This is a genomic window from Pelagimonas sp. KU-00592-HH (assembly GCF_040369695.1).
GTDB lineage: Bacteria > Pseudomonadota > Alphaproteobacteria > Rhodobacterales > Rhodobacteraceae > Shimia.
In genome coordinates, this window is the sequence record NZ_BAABWM010000004.1 from 487,472 (window position 1) to 505,477 (window position 18,006).

The following is an 18,006-nucleotide window of genomic DNA, read 5'->3' on the forward strand; positions in this document are numbered from 1 at the left end:
GAAAATCATGTTCAATAAATCCGCACTTGCTGCTGCGGCAGCGACCCTTATGGCGACTCCGGCTTTTGCCCAGGACGCCATGGGCATCGACGAGAAGGTGAACCAGGTCTTTGCTGATGTCACCGGCCCCTTCGTCGGCCTGATCTTTGCACCGTTTCCGGGGACGAGCTTTCCCTGGATCGTGATGTGGCTGGTGATCGCCGCCTCGGTCTTCACCCTCTACTTCGGACTTGTCCAGTTCCGTTTCTTCGGCCATGCGATCCGCCTTGTGAAAGGGGACTACTCGGATCCGAACGACGCGGGCGAGGTCAGCCACTTCCAGGCGCTGGCAACCGCGTTGTCGGGGACCGTTGGTCTTGGTAACATTGCCGGCGTGGCCGTGGCCGTGGGCATTGGTGGCCCCGGCGCAACCTTCTGGATGATCCTTGCCGGTCTTCTGGGCATGGCGTCGAAATTCACCGAATGTACGCTGGGTGTGAAGTACCGCAACGAATACGCGGACGGTTCGGTCTCGGGTGGCCCGATGTACTATATCTCGAAGGGCTTTAAGGAACTTGGCCTGCCGGGTGGCAAGGCGCTGGCGGTGCTGTTCTCGATCTTCTGTATCCTTGGCGCGCTGGGCGGTGGCAACATGTTCCAGGCCAACCAGGCACACGCGCAGATCAGCGGCATCGTGGGCGACTATCCGGGTTGGATCACCGGTCTGGTCTTTGCGACCATCGTGTTCCTCGTGATCGTTGGCGGCATCAAGTCGATCGCCCGCGTGACCGAGAAAGTGGTGCCGTTCATGGGTATTCTCTATGTCGGTGCGGCGCTGATCATCCTGATCATCAACTATGACATGATCGGTTGGGCCTTTGGCCAGATCTTTGCCGGTGCCTTTACCGGTCTGGGGATTGCCGGTGGTTTCGTGGGTGCCCTGATCCAGGGTTTCAAACGCGCCGCATTCTCGAACGAAGCCGGTGTTGGTTCGGCTGCGATTGCCCACTCGGCGGTGCGCACCAACGAGCCGATCACCGAAGGTTTCGTTTCGCTGCTTGAGCCGCTGATCGATACCGTCGTGATCTGCACCATGACTGCGCTGGTGATCACCATCTCCGGTCAGCTGATCTGGGATGCAGAGGCAGGCACCTATATCCTGAACGAAGCCGGTTCGGCGATTGCCACTGTTGATGGCAACTCGGGCGTGGCGCTGACTTCGGCGGCCTTTGGTGCCTCGATCAGCTGGTTCCCCTATGTGCTGGCGATTGCCGTGGTGCTGTTTGCCTTCTCGACCATGATCTCCTGGTCCTATTATGGCCTGAAGGCATGGACCTATCTGTTCGGCGAAGGCAAGACCACGGAACTGGTGTTCAAGCTGATCTTCTGCGTCTTCGTGGTGATCGGTGCGGCGGCCAGCCTTGGTCCGGTCATCGACTTCTCGGACGCGGCGATCTTTGCGATGGCCGTGGTCAACATCTTCGCGCTGTACTTCCTGATGAAGGTGGTCCGCAAGGAGCTTGCGGCCTATGCAGCCAAGCTGAAAAGCGGCGAGATCAAGCGTGTGAAAGCCTGAGTTCGCAGGTTTTGAGAGCTAGGGAGAAGGGGCCGTTTTGCGGCCCCTTTTTCATGTGCGGCGGTCCGCCAGTTTGTAGACGCGGCTTCCGGCGCGTGCGCCAATGGCAAGCACGTGCACGGTTACGATATTGTCGTGGACTTCATAGACAAGCCGGATCGCAGGGCGCATGAGCTTGATCTTGTATCGGTTTTGACCGCCCCGGAGGCGCGATTTCGGAACGTGTGGGTTTTCCAGCCGCTCAGCGAGTTTCTTTTTCAGGCGCGCACGAACGGTTTCCGGCAGCGAGTGCCATTCAGACAGGGCATGTTCATTGAACGTGAGCCTATAGGTCATCCAGCGAAACCTCGATAACGCGGCCATTGGCACGTTCGTCGGCTATCGCATTGAGCTGGAGGTCCTCGAGGACTTCGGATTGTTCACGCAGGGCGGCCTTGAGCTTGGCGTTGCTGCGAAGGAGCGCGACATTCTGCGATCTGACAACAGCGAACCCGCGCCGCACCTTGGAGCGGGTCGATCCCTTTTGGGGGCGTCCAAATTGTTTTGCCATCGCTGTCATCGTTCAATCCTCGCACCATACTTATCAATTTGTCGTTAATTTTTCAATCTTGCTTGCGGTTCGCCTTTACGACAATGCGGCGTCCAGTGCGCTGTCGCAGTGGATCAGCGTGGTGTCAAAGACGGGCAGGGGGCTGTTGTCGTCGGACAGGAGCATGCCGACCTCGGTGCAGCCAAGGATCAGGCAATCGGCGCCGGCGTCCATCAGGCGGGTTGCGATCTCGACATAGGTTGCACGGCTTTGCGGTGTGGTGATGTCCTTGCAGAGCTCTTCGTAGATGATGCGATGGGTCTCTGCGCGGTCCTCGGTTTTCGGGATCACCGGTGTGAGGCCAGCGGCGGCAAGGCGGCCGGTATAGAAGGCCTGTTCCATCGTGAAGGCAGTGGCCATCAGGCCGGGACGGGAGTAGCCCGCCGCGCGGATTGCCGAGGCTGTGGCATCCGCGATGTGAAGGAGTGGAATAGTGACGCCCTGCATCATCTGGTCGGCTAGTTTGTGCATGGTGTTGGTCGCCAGGATCAGGAGATCGGCGCCACTGCGTTCCAGCGCCTTGGCCTCAGTGTTCAGGAGGGCGCCTGCGGCGTCCCAGTCGCCCCTGGCCTGAAGTTCGGCGATGGGCGCAAAATCGAGCGAGCGGATCAGGAGCTCGGGAGAATGCAGCCCACCGAGGCGCGCGCGGGTCTGGTCACAGAGGCGACGGTAGTAGCCCTGTGTCGAGGCCGCGGACATGCCGCCGAGGATGCCGATGGTCTTCATGCCAGGTCCTTGGTCATGAAGATTGAGGTCTTGTTGGCCTCGTAGTCACCAAAGGGGCCGCAATCCACATAGCCATGTGCGCGGTAGAGGGTGTGGGCCTGAACCAGCTTGTCACCGGTCTCCAGCTTGATGGTGGCCAGACCTTGGGCGCGGGCCTCGGTCTCGATCTGGCGCATCAGGTGGTGGGCGATGCCTTTGCCGCGGGCATTGGGGTCGACGAACATGGATTTGATTTCGCCGTAGTCCCCCTTGTTGGCAAGCGCGACGCAGCCAAGGGTGGTCTGGCCTTCGCGGGCGACGAAGAAACGGATCGAGGGCACGCAGAGTTCGTCGATGTCGAGGAAGTGGTTTTCCTCGGGATCAAACAGCTGCTGCATGAGCGCGTGGCTCTGGTGCAGGAGTGCGGTGGCCTGGGGATCGCGGGGATCGCCGGGAACGACCTTGATGTCTGGCATGGTGTCCTCCCTGTGGTGTTGGGTGCCTGTGTGACAGGGTGGCGTCTCGGCGTCCAGTCTTGCGACAGTGTGCGGGTGGGAATGGGCAGGATGAGGGCCGTGTTTGCGGCCGGATTGGGCAGGACAGGGGCGCTGCCCCTCTTGCCCCGAACGGTGTTCGGCGCAATTCACCCCGGAGTATTTCGGGTGCATTGAAGGGGGATGGCCCTTGATTTCATGGGTTTTGCGGCCGGTGGGATCAATATCTTGTGGATAACTTGGGGTCTGGCGGCACATGCTGTGGATAACCGTTGACTCGGGCCGCTGCGCTTGGGCAGGCTTTGAGGATAACAAGAATCATGAGGGATAGCAGCCTACCTTGCGCTTTTCGAAACTGAGACTGACAGGCTTCAAAAGCTTTGTGGACCCCACCGACCTGATCATTGCCGATGGTCTGACCGGTGTCGTGGGGCCGAATGGCTGCGGTAAATCCAACCTGCTTGAGGCGCTGCGCTGGGTGATGGGCGAGAACCGTCCGACGGCGATGCGGGGCGGCGGCATGGAGGATGTGATCTTTGCCGGGGCGGCGACGCGACCGGCGCGCAACTTTGCCGAAGTGTCACTGCATTTGGACAACTCGGAGCGTCTGGCGCCGGCGGGGTTCAACGATGATGACGCGCTCGAGATCGTGCGGCGGATCACGCGGGATGTGGGTTCGGCCTACAAGGTAAACACCAAGGACGTGCGGGCGCGGGATGTGCAGATGCTGTTTGCGGATGCCTCGACCGGGGCGCATTCGCCGGCGCTTGTGCGGCAGGGGCAGATTGCCGAGCTGATCAATGCCAAGCCCAAGGCGCGGCGGCGTATCCTTGAGGAAGCGGCGGGGATTTCGGGGCTCTACCAGCGGCGGCACGAGGCCGAGTTGAAGTTGAAGGGGGCCGAGACCAACCTTGCCCGGGTCGATGACGTGATCGAACAGCTGGGTGGCCAGTTGGCGCAATTGGCGCGGCAGGCGCGGCAGGCGGCGCGGTATCGGGCCATCGGTGAGGAGTTGCGGCAGTCGGAAGGCATGTTGCTGTACCGTCGCTGGCGCGAGGCGGATGAGGCGCGGGCCAAGGCGGACGAGGAGTTGCGCGAGCGCACCACCGCGGCGGCGCAGGCCGAGGGCGCGGCCCGTGCGGCGGCCAAGCTGCGGGGCGAGCGGGACGATGCCCTGCCCCCGTTGCGCGAGGAAGAGGCGATTGCGGCGGCGGTTTTGCAGCGGCTTCAGGTGCAGCGCGATACGCTGAACGATCAGGAAGCCCATGCGCTTCAGATCATCGAGACCCTGCAGAACCGGATCGAGCAGCTTGCCAAGGATATCGAGCGCGAGTCGGGGCTGAACCGTGATGCGGGTGAGACCATCGAACGGCTTGAGTGGGAAGCCCGCGAGATTGCCAAGGCAGGGGAAGGCCACGAGGAAAAGCTTGATGCGGCCAAGGAAGCGGCGCGCGAGGCGGCAAGCATCCTTCAGGAACGTGAAAGCGATCTTTCGCAGCTGACCGAGGATGTGGCGCGGCTTGCGGCGCGGCACCAGTCGGCGCATCGCCTTGTTGAGGATTCGCGCAAGACGCAGGCCAAGAGCGAAGCCGAGGCCGTGAAGGCGCGCGAGGCAGTTGATCAGTCCAAGGCGGCGCTGGTGCGGGCAAGCGAGGAATACGAACTGGCGCAGGCGGCGGAAGAGGCGGCGGTTGACGCGGCGCAGGCGGCGGAAGAGGCGCTGGCGCAGGCCGAGGAAGACCGTGCCGAGACGCAATCGCGCGAGGCGGATGCACGGGCGGAGCGCTCGGAAGCCGAGGGCGAGTTGAACGCGCTGCGGGCCGAGGTGACGGCGCTGGCCAAGCTGGTTGAGCGTGACACGGCGGAAGGCGGCCAGATCCTTGATCGCCTGCAGGTGCAGCAGGGGTTTGAAAAGGCGCTGGGTGCGGCGCTGGCCGATGATCTGCGCGCGCCGGAAGTGGATGAAGATGGCCCGTCTGGCTGGCATGTGTTGCCGCCTTACGATGCGGATCAGGCTCTGCCCGACGGGGTGACGGCGTTGTCGTCGCATGTGTCGGTGCCGGAGGTGCTTGAGCGTCGGATGAGCCAGATCGGCCTTGCCACCACCGAGGATGCGGTGCGGTTGCAGGCCTTGCTGAAACCCGGCCAGCGGCTGGTGTCGCTTGAGGGCGACCTGTGGCGCTGGGACGGATACCGGGCCTGGGCCGAAGACGCGCCAAGTGCGGCGGCGCTGCGGTTGCAGCAGCTGAACCGGCTGGAAGAATTGAAGCAGCAGATGGCGCAGGCCACCGCCCGGACCGACGGTGCTGTGCAGGCGCATGAGATGTTGCAGACCCGTTTGCGCGAGTTGACCGAAATGGATAAGGCGGCGCGGATTGCCCGCCGGGATGCGGATCGGGCCGTGGCCGATGCCAACCGGGCGCTGAGCCGCGCCGAGGCGGACCGCAACCTTGCCGAGGGCAAGCTGGAGAGCCTTGGGCTTGCCGTGGCGCGTCACGAGGAAGAGGCGATGGCGGCGCGGGCGCAGTTGGCCGAGGCCGAGGGTGCGCTTGCCGATCTCGGTGATCTGGATGCGGCGCGCGCCGAGGTGGAAGACGTCAAGATGACGGTGGAAGCCGCGCGGATCACCATGATGTCGCGTCGGTCGGGGCAGGACGAGTTGCGCCGGGAAGGCGAAAACCGGTTGCGCCGTAGCCAGCAGATCACCAAGGAAATCAGCGGCTGGCGTCACCGTCTCGAGACCGCCGAGAAGCGGATTGGTGAGTTGGCCGAGCGCAAGGCCGGGTCGGAAGACGAGTTGATCGACGCCAAGAGCGCGCCCGAGGAAATCGCGGCCAAGCGCGAAGAGCTGAGCGATGCCATTGACGAGGCCGAGGAGCGCCGCCGCGCGGCGGCCGATGTGCTGGCCGAGGCCGAAAGCGCCCTGCGCGAGGCGGAACATGCCGAGCGGGACGCAGAGCGGGCTGCGAGCGAGGCGCGCGAGGCGCGGGCGCGTTCGGAAGCGCGGGCGGATGCCGCGCGCGAGACAGTGTCCTATGCCGCGGAACGTATCTATGAAGAGCAGCAGGTGTCTCCGGCCGCTTTGCTGGAGAGCCTTGATGTCACGCCGGATTCGATGCCGGATTCCCATGCCATCGAGGCCGATGTGAACCGGTTGAAACGGCAGCGGGATTCGCTTGGGGCCGTGAACCTGCGGGCCGAGGAAGACGCCAAGGAAGTCCAGGAAGAGTTCGACACGCTGACCAACGAGAAGTCGGACCTGGAAGAGGCGATCAAGGCGCTGCGCAGCGGGATTGCCAGCCTGAACCGCGAGGGGCGGGAACGTCTGTTGACGGCCTTCGAGCAGGTGAACTCGAACTTCTCGATGTTGTTCAAACACCTGTTTGGTGGCGGCGAGGCGAACCTTGTCCTTGTCGAAAGCGATGACCCGCTTGAGGCGGGGCTTGAGATCATGTGCCAGCCGCCGGGCAAGAAGTTGTCGACGCTTTCGCTGTTGTCGGGGGGCGAGCAGACGCTGACGGCGATGGCTCTGATCTTCGCGGTGTTCCTTGCCAATCCGGCACCGATCTGTGTGCTGGACGAGGTCGACGCGCCGCTGGACGATGCCAACGTGACGCGGTTCTGTGACCTTTTGGACGAGATGTGCCGCCGCACCAATACGCGGTTCCTGATCATCACCCACCACGCGGTGACGATGGCCCGGATGGATCGCCTGTTTGGCGTGACCATGGCCGAGCAGGGGGTGTCCCAGCTTGTCTCGGTTGATCTGAAAGCGGCGGAAACGCTGGTCGCCTGATACCTTCCGATCACCCGAACGTGACAGGGCCCTGGGCCGTTTCCGTGGCAAGCTGCCGTGGAATGGGAGGCGATCATGTGGAAATGGATACTGGCCGCGATACTGGCCGCCGGAGCCGCGCAGGCGCAGGAGTGGAAGACACGCGACGGGGATATCCTGTTTGCGCAGGCGGATTTGCAGGCGCGGCTGTCGGGTGAGGAACTGGTGTTCTATGACGGCGGGCAGTCGGTGTATCTCGCAGACGGGTTCTATACCTACACCTATGGCGGTGGCGGCACGTGGCATGGAAAGTGGCGGGTGAGTGAGGGCAGCGTGGTCTGTGTTGACTATGTCACCGAGGTTACGCGCTGCGACATGATCGTTGAAAACGCAGGGCGTCTGGTGGTGCTGACCGAGGATGGCCAGAGGTTCCCGGTCCGGCCATAGGTGCTAACGATTTTCCAACACTTTGAAACGTAATTTCTGAATTTCGCGCAACCCGCGCGGCGTGAAGAGGTTCCGTCTTCTTCCAGGCCTGTAAGGGGCTGAAAAAGAGTGACCCGGCAGAGTAGCAGCTCTGCCGGGTCGTTTCTTCGGTCATGAAACTGAAGGAACTTTCGATCCCCAGAGGATACCATAATCCTCAAGGTTTCGTAAAGAATGTGGGCGTCACAGCTTGTTCAGCAAGGCCGGGGTGGGCCATGCGTCGGCGGGCAGGCCAAGGCGCTTTTGTTCCTTTTGCACGGCGGCACGGGTCTTGGCGCCAAGGATGCCGTCAACCTTGCCGACGTCATGGCCGCGTGCCTTGAGTTTCTTTTGCAGCTGTTTCATCTGCGCCCCGGCAAGGCCCGGTTCGGGGTTGCCTGCGTTGTAGGGTTTCGCGCCTTCCAGACGGGTGCCGAAATAGGCGGCGGTGGCCACGTAGACAAAGCTCTGGTTCCACTCGAAATAGACGCGGAAGTTGGGATAGGCGAGGAAGGCCGGCCCCTTGCGGCCCTGCGGCAGCAGAAGCGAGGCGGGCAGGTTGGCCAGTTTGCCTTCGCGCGGTTTCACCCCGAGACGGGCCCATTCCGAGGCCTGCTTGGTGGTGTCGAGGCCGGATTGCGACCAGTCCATCTTGGCGGGAACGGTGACTTCCTGAAGCCAGGGTTCGCCCTTGCGCCAGCCGAGGTGGGACAGCATCTTGCCGCCCGACATCAGGGCATCCTGTGGCGAGGTCTTGAGGTTGACCTTGCCATCGCCGTCACCGTCAACACCGTTTTCGATGATGTCGGCGGGCAGCATCTGGACCATTCCGATCTCGCCAGCCCAAGCGCCGGTGGTCTTGGTCGGGCTGAAGGCGCCCCGTTTGTAGAGTTCGAGCGCGGCAAAGACCTGTGGGCGGAACAGTTCGGGGCGGCGGCAGTCATGGGCGAGCGTGACCAGCGAGTTCAGGGTGTTGAAATCGCCCTGGAACGATCCGTAGTCGGTCTCGAACGCCCAGAAAGCCAGAAGAACGCCGCGCGAGACGCCGTATTTCTGTTCGATGCGACTGAAGGTGTTGGCATAGGTGCGGGCCTTGGAGCGGCCCACGTCGATGCGGTTCTGGCTGATCAGGCGGCGCGAGAAATCAACAAAGGGTTTCTGGAACACGCCCTGTGCGCGGTCCGCCTTGAGGGTGCGCGGATCCTGTTTCACGCTGGCAAAGAACTTGTTCACAAGGCCCTGCTTGTAGCCCTTGGCGACGGCTTCGGATTTCATGTCCTCGACAAAGCCGGAAAAGCTGCCGCCGCATTGGGCGGCGAGGGCGGTCTGGGTCGAAAGGGCAAGGGCGGCAAGGGTCAGGGCAATACGCATCGGGATCCTCGTTAACGAATGTGCCGCGACCCTAAAACGTTTCGCGAAAAACTTGAATCAAAAGTTTGATGTCAGGCGCGTCCGTGATGCCGCTCAGAACAGCGCGATCAGGAAGATGATGGCGGTCATCGCGCCCCATGTCTTCCACAGCGCGGTGCAGGTGGCGTCGATGTCGGCGGGGCCGAGGCTGCGGCGGCCCTTGGGGTTCACGAAGGGAAAGTCGCGCATTTCACCGTCATAGGCGCGGGGCCCTGCGATGGCAGCGTTCAGGGCGCGGGCCATGGCCGATTCCGGCCAGCCGGCGTTGGGCGAGCGGTGTTTGGCGGCGTCGCTGCGGATGTCCTGCCACTGTCCGAGGCCATGGTGGGTTGCGGCGATCAGGACCCCGGTGAGGCGTGCGGGAATCCAGTTCAGCGCATCGTCAAGGCGGGCTGATGCCTTGCCGAATTCCTCGTGGCGCGCGGTCCGGTAGCCGATCATGCTGTCGGCGGTGTTGACGATCTTGTAGATCAGCAAGCCGGGAAGGCCGCCAATCAGGAACCAGAAGGCAGGAGCAACGATCCCGTCCGAGAGGTTCTCGGCGGCGGATTCGATGGCGGAACGGGTGACCGCGCTTTCATCCATCTGCGCCGTGTCGCGGCTGACGATCATGGCCACCGCGCGACGGCCATCGCCCAGCGACAGGCGCAGGGCCTTGCCGACGGCGCGGACGTGATCGACCAGCGAGCGTTGGGCGAGAAGGATGGCCGCCAAAAGAAGTTGCGGCAACCAGCCGAACAGCGCGATGAATTTGCCAAGCAGCAGCATGGCAAGCACCAATGCGGCGATCAGCACACCCCCCTTGAGGATGCGGGCGCTGCCCGTGTTGAAGCGTTTGTCGGCGGCACCGATCAAGCGGCCCATCAGGACCGCCGGATGCGGGACACGATCCCAGAGCCAGCGGGGTTCGCCAAGCAGCGCATCCAGAAGCAGCGCGAGAAGGAGGATTTCGGCGGTGTTCATAGGGAGGCGTCGAGTTGGTCCCAGCGGTCAGGCGCGGGCAGGCCGAGACGCAGGAAGGTTTTCGAATAGGGGAAGATGCGGCTCCAGATATGGGCGCGGGCCAGCTTGTCCTGCCAGGCCTGAGCATCATTCACCTCGTAAAGGCGGAACAGGGTGGTGCCGCCCACCAGCGCGGCCCCTTTGCCGGCCATCAGGGCGTCAAGGCGGCGGGTGTCATCGGCCAGGCGGCGGCGGGTGGCGTTGGCCCAGTCGTGATCAGTCAGGGCGCGGGTGCCGATTTCAAGCGCGGGTCCGGAAACGGCCCATGGGCCGGTCAGGTCGGTCAGGCGCTGGATAGTGTCGGGGCGTGAGATGGCAAAGCCAAGGCGCAGTCCGGCAAGGCCCCAGAACTTGCCAAAGCTCTTGAGGACCACGCGGCCCGGCTGATCGGCATGATTGATCAGGCTGTGGTCCGGTGTCACGTCGCAGAAGCTTTCGTCAATGACGGTCAGCGGCGCGGTGAGATCGGCTTGGGACCAGAGGTGGCCGGTGGGGTTGTTGGGATGCACCAGCACGCGGGCAGAGGGCGCGGTTTCGCCAAGCTGCCAGCCCTGCGCGGTGAAGGCGGCGGCGTGTTCGTTGTAGGTTGGTGTCGGGATGTCGACCATACCCGGTGCGGCCAGCGCAGGCATGCGGGCAATCAGCGCCGAGGCACCGTGGGCGGCGATGATGCCGGCCCCATCGGGGACATTCCAGAACTGGCGGGCAGCCTCGAGAAGGCCATTCTGTGCGTCGCGGTCCGGCAGGGCGTTCCACGCGGTGTCAGAGACAGCACCGACCGGATAGGGCACCGGGTTGATGCCGGTGGACAGATCCAGCCAATCCGCGCGGGTGCCGCCAAAGCGGGCCATCGCGGCATCAAGGCCGCCCCCGTGATCGCGGGGCGTTGTCTGGTGCGAATCCGGCATGGTGACCTCCCTGTCGCCTTAGCGCCTTCAAACGGAAAAGCGCTGATTTGGCAAGCATTGCGCGCGGTGCCGCGGCCGAAGTGGCTTGGTTAAGGTGGCGTTAACGAATTGTTAGTAAATTCGGGACAAATCAGATTGGTTAGTGAGTTAACCAGTTTCTGAAACCGCAGAAAGTGCCTGAGGGGGATGTCGATGCGGGTATTGATTGTTGAGAGTGACCCGAACCTGGGGCGTATCTGGATGCGTCATCTACAGCGAACGGGAGCCGAGGTGGTGCTGGCCTGCGATCAGGCCGACGCCATCCACGCCCTGCGTATGCGGGGGTTCGACATTATCGTTCTTGATCTGGTTCTGGCCGAAGGCGCAGCGCTGGCGATTGCGGATTTCGCAAGCTACCGGCGGCCCGAGGCGCGGGTCATCTTCGTGACCAACACCTCGTTTTTCTCGGACGGATCGATCTTCAACCACAGCGCCAATGCCTGTGCTTTTGTCCAGTCCGGCACGCCGCCCGAGGATCTTGCCGCGATGGTTGCCCACTATGGCGAGGCGGCCCGGGTCTGAACCGGGCCACAGCCAGGCTCAGCCGCGACCATGCGGCTCCGTATAGTTCAGGTCCGGGTTGATCGGGATGATGCGGTGCGGATTGATGGTGTCGTGGCTGTAGTGATAGTGGCGCACGATGTGCTGCATGTTCACTGTCTCGGCGATGCCCGGCATCTGGTAGAGTTCGCGGGTATAGGCCCGGAGGTTGGGATAATCGATCAGCCGCCTGCGGTTGCATTTGAAATGCAGGTGATAGACCGGATCGAAACGGATCAGCGTGGTGAACAGGCGCCAGTCGGCTTCGGTCAGGACATCGCCCAGCAGGTAGCGGTGCTCTGACAGGATGTCTTCGAGCCAGTCGAGCGTGTCAAACAGTGGCGTGATGGCCGCGTCATAGGCCTCTTGCGAGGTGGCGAAACCGCATTTGTAGACGCCGTTGTTGAAGGTGTCGTAGATGCGTTCGTTGATGCACTCGATGGGTTCGCGCATGTCTTCCGGCCAGTAGTCATGGGTGTTGCCGGTGATGTGGTCGAAGGCCGAGTTCAGCATGCGGATGATCTCGGAGCTTTCGTTGGAGACGATGGTGTTGCGCTGTTTGTCCCAGAGGATCGGCACGGTGACGCGGCCCGAATAAGTGGCATCGGCGCGGGTATAGATCTGGTGGGCGTGGCTGCTGCCGAACAGCGTATCGCCCGTGGCGCCGTGGTCATCGGTCTCGAAGGTCCAGCCTTCGGTCAGCATGTCGGGATGCACCACCGAAACAGAGATGTGATCACTCAGGCCCTTGAGTTGGCGGAAGATCAGGGTGCGGTGCGCCCAGGGGCAGGCGTAGGACACATAGAGATGGTAGCGCCCGGATTCGGCGGCAAACCCGCCTTCGCCCGACGGGCCGGCGCTGCCGTCGGTGGTGATCCAGTTGCGAAACTGCGCTTCGGAGCGGATGAATTTTCCGCCCGAAGACTTTGTGTCGTACCATGTGTCGTGCCACTTGCCGTCAACCAGAAGGCCCATGTGAATCTCCATTCACGCATGTTGCTTTCTCCCAGAGGTAGCGCGGCTTCGGTGATGTGAAAACGCAACAGGGCGCAAAGGAGTTGCGCGCATATGCACAGTTGCCGTCATGTCATGGAAAGTTTTCTTGACGCAGTTCAATAGGATGGGTGACCCTACGGGCAAGGATGGAGAATTGCACAATGTCGACTTGGGTCCCCAAAGAAGTACAGGCGGGTCTGGATGCGGCCCGCAAGAAAAGCATGAAGAAAAGCAGCAAGATGCGGGTTGAGGCCGATGGCCAGTCTTTCCGCGTGCTGAAGTTTCGCGAAAGCGGTTTCACGCTGGATATCGTGGATGCCCCGCACCTGCGCGGGTTTGTCGATCTGTATGACGGTGGGCGACATGTCTACCAGTGCCTGATCGTGGCCTCGGAAGAGGACGGTGACGTGATGCACTATGAGTTCAAGCGCTCGACCGCCGCCGAGGATCGCCCTCCGGCTGATTACTTCAAGGGTGAGAACGCGCCCGTAGCGTTGATCGCGAAGTCCTAGGGGCGGATCTCGACGGGTGTTCCGTTGGGCGTGATCCGCCACAGCTCTTCTATTTCCGCATTCGACACGGCGATACAGCCTGCCGTCCAGTCGCCCGGAAGGGTGATGGCCGTTGGCAGGCTGTTGGGCTGGCCGTGAATGAAGATATCGCCGCCTGCGGACTGGTTTAGCGTGCGGGCAAAGGCGATGTCTTCGGGCTGCGGGTAATTGATGCCGAGCGAGAGATGATAGCTGCTTTGCGGGTTGCGGCGGTTGATGGTGAACAGGCCTTCGGGCGTCTTGCCATCGCCTTCGACCTGCTTGTCGCCTTCGGGGGTAAAGCCAAGCGCGATGTCATAGCTGCGGATCGCCTCTTGTCCGCGATAGATGGTGAGGCGGCGGGCGGCTTTCTCGACCAGGATGCGGTCGATCTGTTCGGTCAGGGGCGCGAGGGGGGGCGGCGGCGAGGCCGGACGTTGCAGCAACAGCCACGCCCCGGCGAGGATCGCGAACAGCCAGAGAAAACGGAGAAGGCGGGACATAGGGCACTCGTCATGGACTGACCGAGAGTTAGCCTTGGGGGTGATCCGAGGGGAAGGCGCTTTAGGCGTGACGCCGAATTTCGGCGGCAAATCGCGCGTGCGGGTGAGGGGAAAGTCTTTGGCAAGACTTTCCGGTGGGCATGATTTTCTAGAAAATCATTGGGCCAGCGTGGGCAGGACGCGTTTGATGATCCGTTCCAGCTTGGCTGCGCCGATGGGGGCGCTGGCCTTGGTGTGCTCGTGGCTGATGTGTTCGTTGCCAAGACCGGCGGCCATATTGGTCACGACCGAGATCGCGCAGCACTTCATGTCGAGGAAGCGGCCCAAGATCACCTCGGGGACGGTGGACATGCCCACGGCATCCGCGCCAAGCAGTTTCAGCATCCGGATTTCCGCCGGAGTTTCGAAATTCGGGCCGGAGTACCAGGCATAGACGCCTTCCTTGAGCGGAATGCCTTCGGCCTCGGCTGCGGCCTGAAGCCGGGCGCGCAGGTCCGGGTCATAGGCGTTGGTGAGGTTGACGAAGCGGCGGTCGGTCGGTTCGCCGATCAGGGGGCTGCGGCCGGAATAGTTGATGTGGTCGTTCAGCAGCATAAGGTTGCCGGGTGGAATTTCAGGCAGGAACGAGCCGCAGGCGTTGGTGGCAAACAGCGTGTCGACGCCCAGTTCAGCCAGCACTTCCAGCGGCACGCGCATGGCATCGGCGCGGCCGTTTTCATAGAAGTGTTCGCGCCCGCCAAGGATCGCGACATCGACGCCTTCGAGCTTGCCGATCACCAGCTTGGGGTTGTGGCCGGACACGCCCGCGTGGGGAAAGCCGGGCAGGTCGGCATAGTCGATGGAGGTGCCCTCGACCAGATCGGCCAGGTGCCCGAGGCCCGAGCCAAGGATGAACCCGACCTTGGCGTTTGGGGTGTCCATACGGTTGCGAATGGCGGCGAGGGCCTCGGCGGTGCTCATGTTATTGCAGGTCCGAGAAGGCGTCGGCGAGGCGTTCACAGGCCTGTTCGACAAGGCTGCGCGGGGTGGCGATGTTGAACCGCAGGAAGCTCTCGCCGCCGGTGCCGAAGGTGGGGCCGTGGTTGACGGCGATGCGCGCGCCCTGTTCCACCCGGCGGGTGAATTCCTCGCGGATCATGCCAGTGCCGGAGAAGTCCACCCAGCTGAGGTAGGTGGCCTCGAGCGGCATGGAACTGAGCCCCGGGATCTTGGCGATGGCGTCATCGAGCAGCTTGCGGTTGCCATCGAGGTACTGGACCAGATCATCGACCCAGGCCGCGCCTTCGGGGCTATAGGCGGCTTCGGCCATGAACAGGCCGAAAGAGTTGGGCGACAGGCCAAGCGCGGCCATACGCGCGGCGAAGCGGGCGCGCAGGGCTTCGTCGGGGATGATCACGTTGCCGGAATGCGAGCCGGCGATGTTGAAGGTCTTGGTGGTGGCGGTCATCATCACCAGCCGGTCGAGGATCGAGTCATCGACATTGGTCATGGGGATGTGGGTGTGGCCGGGGTAGACCAGATCGTGGTGGATTTCGTCAGACACCAGAATGAGGTCGTGGCGCTTGGCGAAATCGGCAACGCCCTGGAGCTCTTCGCGACTCCAGACGCGGCCGCCGGGATTGTGCGGCGAGCAGAGGATGACCATTTTCTCGTGGCCCTGCATCTGCGCGTCATAGGCGTCGAAGTCCATTTCGTAGCGGCCGTCGTTGTTGACCAGCTGGCATTCCACCACCTGACGACCGGCGGCCGAGATCACGCGGGCAAAGGCGTGGTAGACCGGGGTGAACAGAACGACACCGTCGCCGGGTTGGGTATAGGCGTCGACACACATGCCGGTGCCGTTGACGAGGCCATGGGTGGTGAAGATCGCGCCGGGGTCGACTTTCCATCCGTGGCGGTTCTCCATCCACCAGCAGATCGCGTCCTTGTAGGGTGTTTCATCCCCGTAGTAGCCATAGACGCCGTGGTCGTGCATCTTGCCGATGGCGTCGGAGATGCACTGTGGCGGACGGAAGTCCATATCGGCGACCCACATGGCGATGCCGTCGTCGGCAGGCACGCCGTAGATTTTCTCCATCATGTCCCACTTGACCGAGTGGGTGCCGAACCGGTTGATGACCTCGTCGAAACTCATGCTCACGTTTCCCCTGCTGTTTGACAGGCTGACGCTAGCGGATTGGGCGGCAGGTGCAAGGGGGCGTTGCATGACAGGCCCGCTTGGCCTAGATGGGGGCCATGATACTGCCCATTCTGATCCACCCCGATCCGCGTCTGAAAAAGACCTGTGATGCCGTCGCCGACCTGTCGGACGACCGTCTTGCGCTGGCCAAGGATATGCTGGCCACCATGTATGATGCGCCGGGCATCGGCCTTGCCGCGCCGCAGGTGGGTGTGCTTGAGCGGCTGATCGTGATGGATTGCGTCAAGGATGGCGATCCCGAGCCGCTGGTCATGTTCAACCCGGAAATCCTTGCCTCTTCGGATGAGACCAATGTCTACGAGGAAGGTTGTCTGTCGATCCCCGAGCAGTTTGCCGAGGTCACCCGCCCGAAAGAGGTGCGTGTTGGCTGGATCGACGAGAAGGGCAACCCGCAGGAAAAGGATTTCGACGGGCTTTGGGCGACCTGTGTGCAGCACGAGATCGACCACCTGAACGGCAAGCTGTTCATTGACTATCTTGGCCCGATGAAGCGCCAGATGATGACCCGCAAGTCGCAGAAGCTCAAGCGTGAGCGGGCACGGGTATGACGGTTCGCAAGTGTATCCCCTGGCCGGACAAGCGGTTGCGCACGGCGGCGGAAGAGGTGGACGAGCTGACCGACGAAGACCGCCAGGTCTGGGATGATCTGATCGACACGATGGAAGCGATGCCGGGCGTCGGCATGGGGGCCAACCAGATCGGGGTGCTGCGGCGTCTGATCGTGGTGGATGCCAGCGAGGAACGCGGCAAGGCCGTGCGCATGGCGAATCCCGAAATCCTGCACAGTTCGATCGAGTTTCGCGATCATGAAGAGGCAAGCCCGAACCTGCCCGGCGTGTCGGCGGTGATCAAGCGTCCGCGCGCCGTCACGGTGCGCTATATGGACGAGAACGGGATCATTACGCGCAAGGATTTCGTGGGGCTGTGGGCGACCAGCGTGCAGCACCAGATCGACCATGTGAACGGCAAGATGTACTTCGATCGCCTGAGCAAGGTGAAGCGGGACATGCTGATCAAGAAAGCCAGGAAGCTGCGTTGAAGCGGCAGGTCTGACCAACAGTTAGGGAGCGGCGGATGCGCGTTATCTTTATGGGAACCCCGGAGTTTTCGGTTCCGGTTCTGGATGCGCTGGTCGCGGCCGGTCACGAGATTGCCGCCGTCTACTGCCAGCCGCCGCGTCCGGCGGGGCGGGGCAAGAAAGAGCGCCCGACGCCGGTCCATGCCCGCGCGCTGGAGTTGGGGTTCGAAGTGCGCCATCCGGTGTCACTCAAGGGGGCAGACGAACAGGCGGCGCTGGCGGCTTTGCAGGCGGATGTGGCGGTTGTCGTGGCCTATGGTCTGTTGCTGCCGCAGGCGGTTCTGGATGCGCCGGAACGCGGGTGCCTGAATATCCACGCGAGCCTGTTGCCGCGCTGGCGCGGGGCCGCGCCGATCCATCGCGCGATCATGGCCGGTGATGCCGAAACCGGCGTCTGCATCATGCAGATGGAAGCGGGGCTGGACACCGGTCCGGTTCTGCTGCGGCGGGAGACTGTGATCGGGGCCGAGGAAACCACGGCCAGCCTGCATGACCGGTTGTCCGACATCGGGGCGGCGGCGATTGTCGATGCGCTGGCGCAGTTGGATGACTTGCAGCCAGAGGTGCAGCCGGAAGCGGGCGTGACCTATGCCCACAAGATCGACAAGTCCGAGGCCAAGGTGGATTGGGCCGCGCCGGCGGTTGAGGTTGATCGCCAGATCCGGGGGCTTTCACCCTTTCCCGGCGCATGGTGCGAGATTGATGGCCAGCGCGTAAAGCTGCTGGCGTCGCGGCTGGTTGAGGGCGGCGGCGCTACGGGTGCGGTGCTGGATGATGCCCTGACCGTGGCCTGTGGCGAGGGCGCGGTGCAGTTGTTGCGCTTGCAACGGGCCGGCAAAGGCGCGCAGGATGCAGATGTGTTCCTGCGCGGGTTCCCTGTGGCCAAGGGCGCGCAGCTTTAGGGCGTGATCAGGCGGGGGAGGACCGGCGGATGTTCTTTACGTTTTTCGGGACCGTGATCATCGCGGGTATCATCGGCTATGCGTCGGAACGGTCGGGGTTCACCAAGAACGGCTATATTCCCTCGATCATCATCTGCGTGGGCGGTGCCTTTCTGTTCTTTATGGTGACGCGGATGTTTCATATCGGATTTGGCAGTCCGGGGCTGAATGCCATCATCGCGTCCATCGGGGCGCTGGTGATCGTGCCAACGCATTTTCGCAAGTAACCCGGGCCTTTCCGCGATCACGCATAGGTTAAATTTCTATTAACAAGGT

At 62.7% G+C, this 18,006-nt stretch carries 20 protein-coding genes; 9 read left to right on the forward strand and 11 right to left on the reverse strand.

What is annotated here, in order from left to right:
- The first annotated feature begins 7 nt into the window (after window positions 1–7).
- On the forward strand, window positions 8–1,555 hold the full coding sequence (locus tag ABWV42_RS17610; RefSeq protein WP_353341319.1) for an alanine/glycine:cation symporter family protein: 1,548 nt from the start codon (window positions 8–10) through the stop codon (window positions 1,553–1,555).
- 51 nt (window positions 1,556–1,606) lie between these two features.
- On the opposite strand, the gene ABWV42_RS17615 is transcribed toward ABWV42_RS17610, so the two are convergent.
- From ABWV42_RS17615 to ABWV42_RS17630, 4 genes are all read right to left on the reverse strand, one after another.
- Window positions 1,607–1,891, reverse strand: a complete 285-nt coding sequence (locus ABWV42_RS17615) for a type II toxin-antitoxin system RelE family toxin (protein ID WP_353341320.1) — start codon at window positions 1,889–1,891, stop codon at window positions 1,607–1,609.
- The gene (locus tag ABWV42_RS17620) at window positions 1,881–2,105 is read right to left on the reverse strand and encodes a hypothetical protein (protein WP_353341321.1); all 225 of its coding nucleotides are present in this window, start codon (window positions 2,103–2,105) and stop codon (window positions 1,881–1,883) included. Before ABWV42_RS17620 ends, ABWV42_RS17615 begins: the two co-directional genes overlap by 11 nt.
- Window positions 2,106–2,180: 75 nt before the next feature.
- The gene (locus tag ABWV42_RS17625; protein WP_353341322.1) at window positions 2,181–2,870 is read right to left on the reverse strand and encodes an aspartate/glutamate racemase family protein; all 690 of its coding nucleotides are present in this window, start codon (window positions 2,868–2,870) and stop codon (window positions 2,181–2,183) included.
- Window positions 2,867–3,325: a GNAT family N-acetyltransferase gene (locus tag ABWV42_RS17630; protein ID WP_353341323.1), complete on the reverse strand. Its 459-nt coding sequence runs from the start codon at window positions 3,323–3,325 to the stop codon at window positions 2,867–2,869. Before ABWV42_RS17630 ends, ABWV42_RS17625 begins: the two co-directional genes overlap by 4 nt.
- A gap of 358 nt (window positions 3,326–3,683) precedes the next feature.
- Here ABWV42_RS17630 and smc point away from each other — a divergent pair, with 358 nt between their 5' ends.
- Window positions 3,684–7,139, forward strand: a complete 3,456-nt coding sequence (smc, locus tag ABWV42_RS17635) for a chromosome segregation protein SMC (protein WP_353341324.1) — start codon at window positions 3,684–3,686, stop codon at window positions 7,137–7,139.
- Between the two features lie 75 nt (window positions 7,140–7,214).
- Window positions 7,215–7,565 carry a hypothetical protein gene (locus ABWV42_RS17640; RefSeq protein ID WP_353341325.1) on the forward strand — a complete coding sequence of 117 codons (351 nt, stop codon included), beginning with the start codon at window positions 7,215–7,217 and terminating at the stop codon, window positions 7,563–7,565.
- A gap of 222 nt (window positions 7,566–7,787) precedes the next feature.
- Here the strand turns inward: ABWV42_RS17640 and ABWV42_RS17645 are convergent, their stop codons facing one another.
- The 3 genes from ABWV42_RS17645 to ABWV42_RS17655 form a co-directional block, all read right to left on the reverse strand.
- Window positions 7,788–8,954 (reverse strand): lytic murein transglycosylase, encoded by a 1,167-nt coding sequence (locus ABWV42_RS17645; RefSeq protein ID WP_353341326.1) that lies wholly within the window; start codon window positions 8,952–8,954, stop codon window positions 7,788–7,790.
- A 93-nt stretch (window positions 8,955–9,047) separates the two neighbouring features.
- Window positions 9,048–9,956: an adenosylcobinamide-phosphate synthase CbiB gene (gene cbiB, locus ABWV42_RS17650; RefSeq protein WP_353341327.1), complete on the reverse strand. Its 909-nt coding sequence runs from the start codon at window positions 9,954–9,956 to the stop codon at window positions 9,048–9,050.
- Window positions 9,953–10,903 (reverse strand): threonine-phosphate decarboxylase, encoded by a 951-nt coding sequence (locus tag ABWV42_RS17655; RefSeq protein ID WP_353341328.1) that lies wholly within the window; start codon window positions 10,901–10,903, stop codon window positions 9,953–9,955. Before ABWV42_RS17655 ends, cbiB begins: the two co-directional genes overlap by 4 nt.
- 192 nt (window positions 10,904–11,095) lie before the next feature.
- Here ABWV42_RS17655 and ABWV42_RS17660 point away from each other — a divergent pair, with 192 nt between their 5' ends.
- Window positions 11,096–11,464 carry a response regulator transcription factor gene (locus tag ABWV42_RS17660; protein WP_353341329.1) on the forward strand — a complete coding sequence of 123 codons (369 nt, stop codon included), beginning with the start codon at window positions 11,096–11,098 and terminating at the stop codon, window positions 11,462–11,464.
- 18 nt (window positions 11,465–11,482) lie between these two features.
- Here ABWV42_RS17660 and ABWV42_RS17665 read toward each other — a convergent pair whose 3' ends face one another.
- Window positions 11,483–12,457: a glutathione S-transferase family protein gene (locus ABWV42_RS17665; protein ID WP_353341330.1), complete on the reverse strand. Its 975-nt coding sequence runs from the start codon at window positions 12,455–12,457 to the stop codon at window positions 11,483–11,485.
- A gap of 182 nt (window positions 12,458–12,639) precedes the next feature.
- Between ABWV42_RS17665 and ABWV42_RS17670 the strand changes: the two genes are divergently transcribed.
- Window positions 12,640–12,990: a hypothetical protein gene (locus ABWV42_RS17670; protein ID WP_255106938.1), complete on the forward strand. Its 351-nt coding sequence runs from the start codon at window positions 12,640–12,642 to the stop codon at window positions 12,988–12,990.
- Here the strand turns inward: ABWV42_RS17670 and ABWV42_RS17675 are convergent.
- The 3 genes from ABWV42_RS17675 to ABWV42_RS17685 form a co-directional block, all read right to left on the reverse strand.
- Window positions 12,987–13,511 (reverse strand): L,D-transpeptidase family protein, encoded by a 525-nt coding sequence (locus ABWV42_RS17675; RefSeq protein WP_353341331.1) that lies wholly within the window; start codon window positions 13,509–13,511, stop codon window positions 12,987–12,989. The two genes, ABWV42_RS17670 and ABWV42_RS17675, sit on opposite strands and share 4 nt — an antisense overlap.
- A 156-nt stretch (window positions 13,512–13,667) precedes the next feature.
- A complete protein-coding gene (locus ABWV42_RS17680; RefSeq protein WP_353341332.1) occupies window positions 13,668–14,471 on the reverse strand; it encodes a purine-nucleoside phosphorylase in 804 nt (267 codons plus the stop codon).
- Window position 14,472: 1 nt separating this feature from the next.
- Window positions 14,473–15,645 (reverse strand): MalY/PatB family protein, encoded by a 1,173-nt coding sequence (locus ABWV42_RS17685; RefSeq protein ID WP_353341333.1) that lies wholly within the window; start codon window positions 15,643–15,645, stop codon window positions 14,473–14,475.
- A 101-nt stretch (window positions 15,646–15,746) separates the two neighbouring features.
- Between ABWV42_RS17685 and def (ABWV42_RS17690) the strand changes: the two genes are divergently transcribed.
- From def (ABWV42_RS17690) to ABWV42_RS17705, 4 genes are read left to right on the forward strand one after another with little or no spacing between them, the layout of a single operon-like run.
- Entirely contained in the window at window positions 15,747–16,259 is a 513-nt protein-coding gene (gene def, locus ABWV42_RS17690; RefSeq protein WP_353341334.1) for a peptide deformylase, read from the forward strand.
- Entirely contained in the window at window positions 16,256–16,750 is a 495-nt protein-coding gene (gene def, locus ABWV42_RS17695) for a peptide deformylase (RefSeq protein ID WP_353341335.1), read from the forward strand. The genes def (ABWV42_RS17690) and def (ABWV42_RS17695) overlap by 4 nt, the downstream gene beginning before the upstream one ends.
- A 35-nt stretch (window positions 16,751–16,785) precedes the next feature.
- Window positions 16,786–17,691 (forward strand): methionyl-tRNA formyltransferase, encoded by a 906-nt coding sequence (gene fmt, locus ABWV42_RS17700; RefSeq protein WP_353341336.1) that lies wholly within the window; start codon window positions 16,786–16,788, stop codon window positions 17,689–17,691.
- A gap of 29 nt (window positions 17,692–17,720) precedes the next feature.
- Entirely contained in the window at window positions 17,721–17,957 is a 237-nt protein-coding gene (locus ABWV42_RS17705; protein ID WP_255106931.1) for a hypothetical protein, read from the forward strand.
- Window positions 17,958–18,006: the final 49 nt, after the last annotated feature.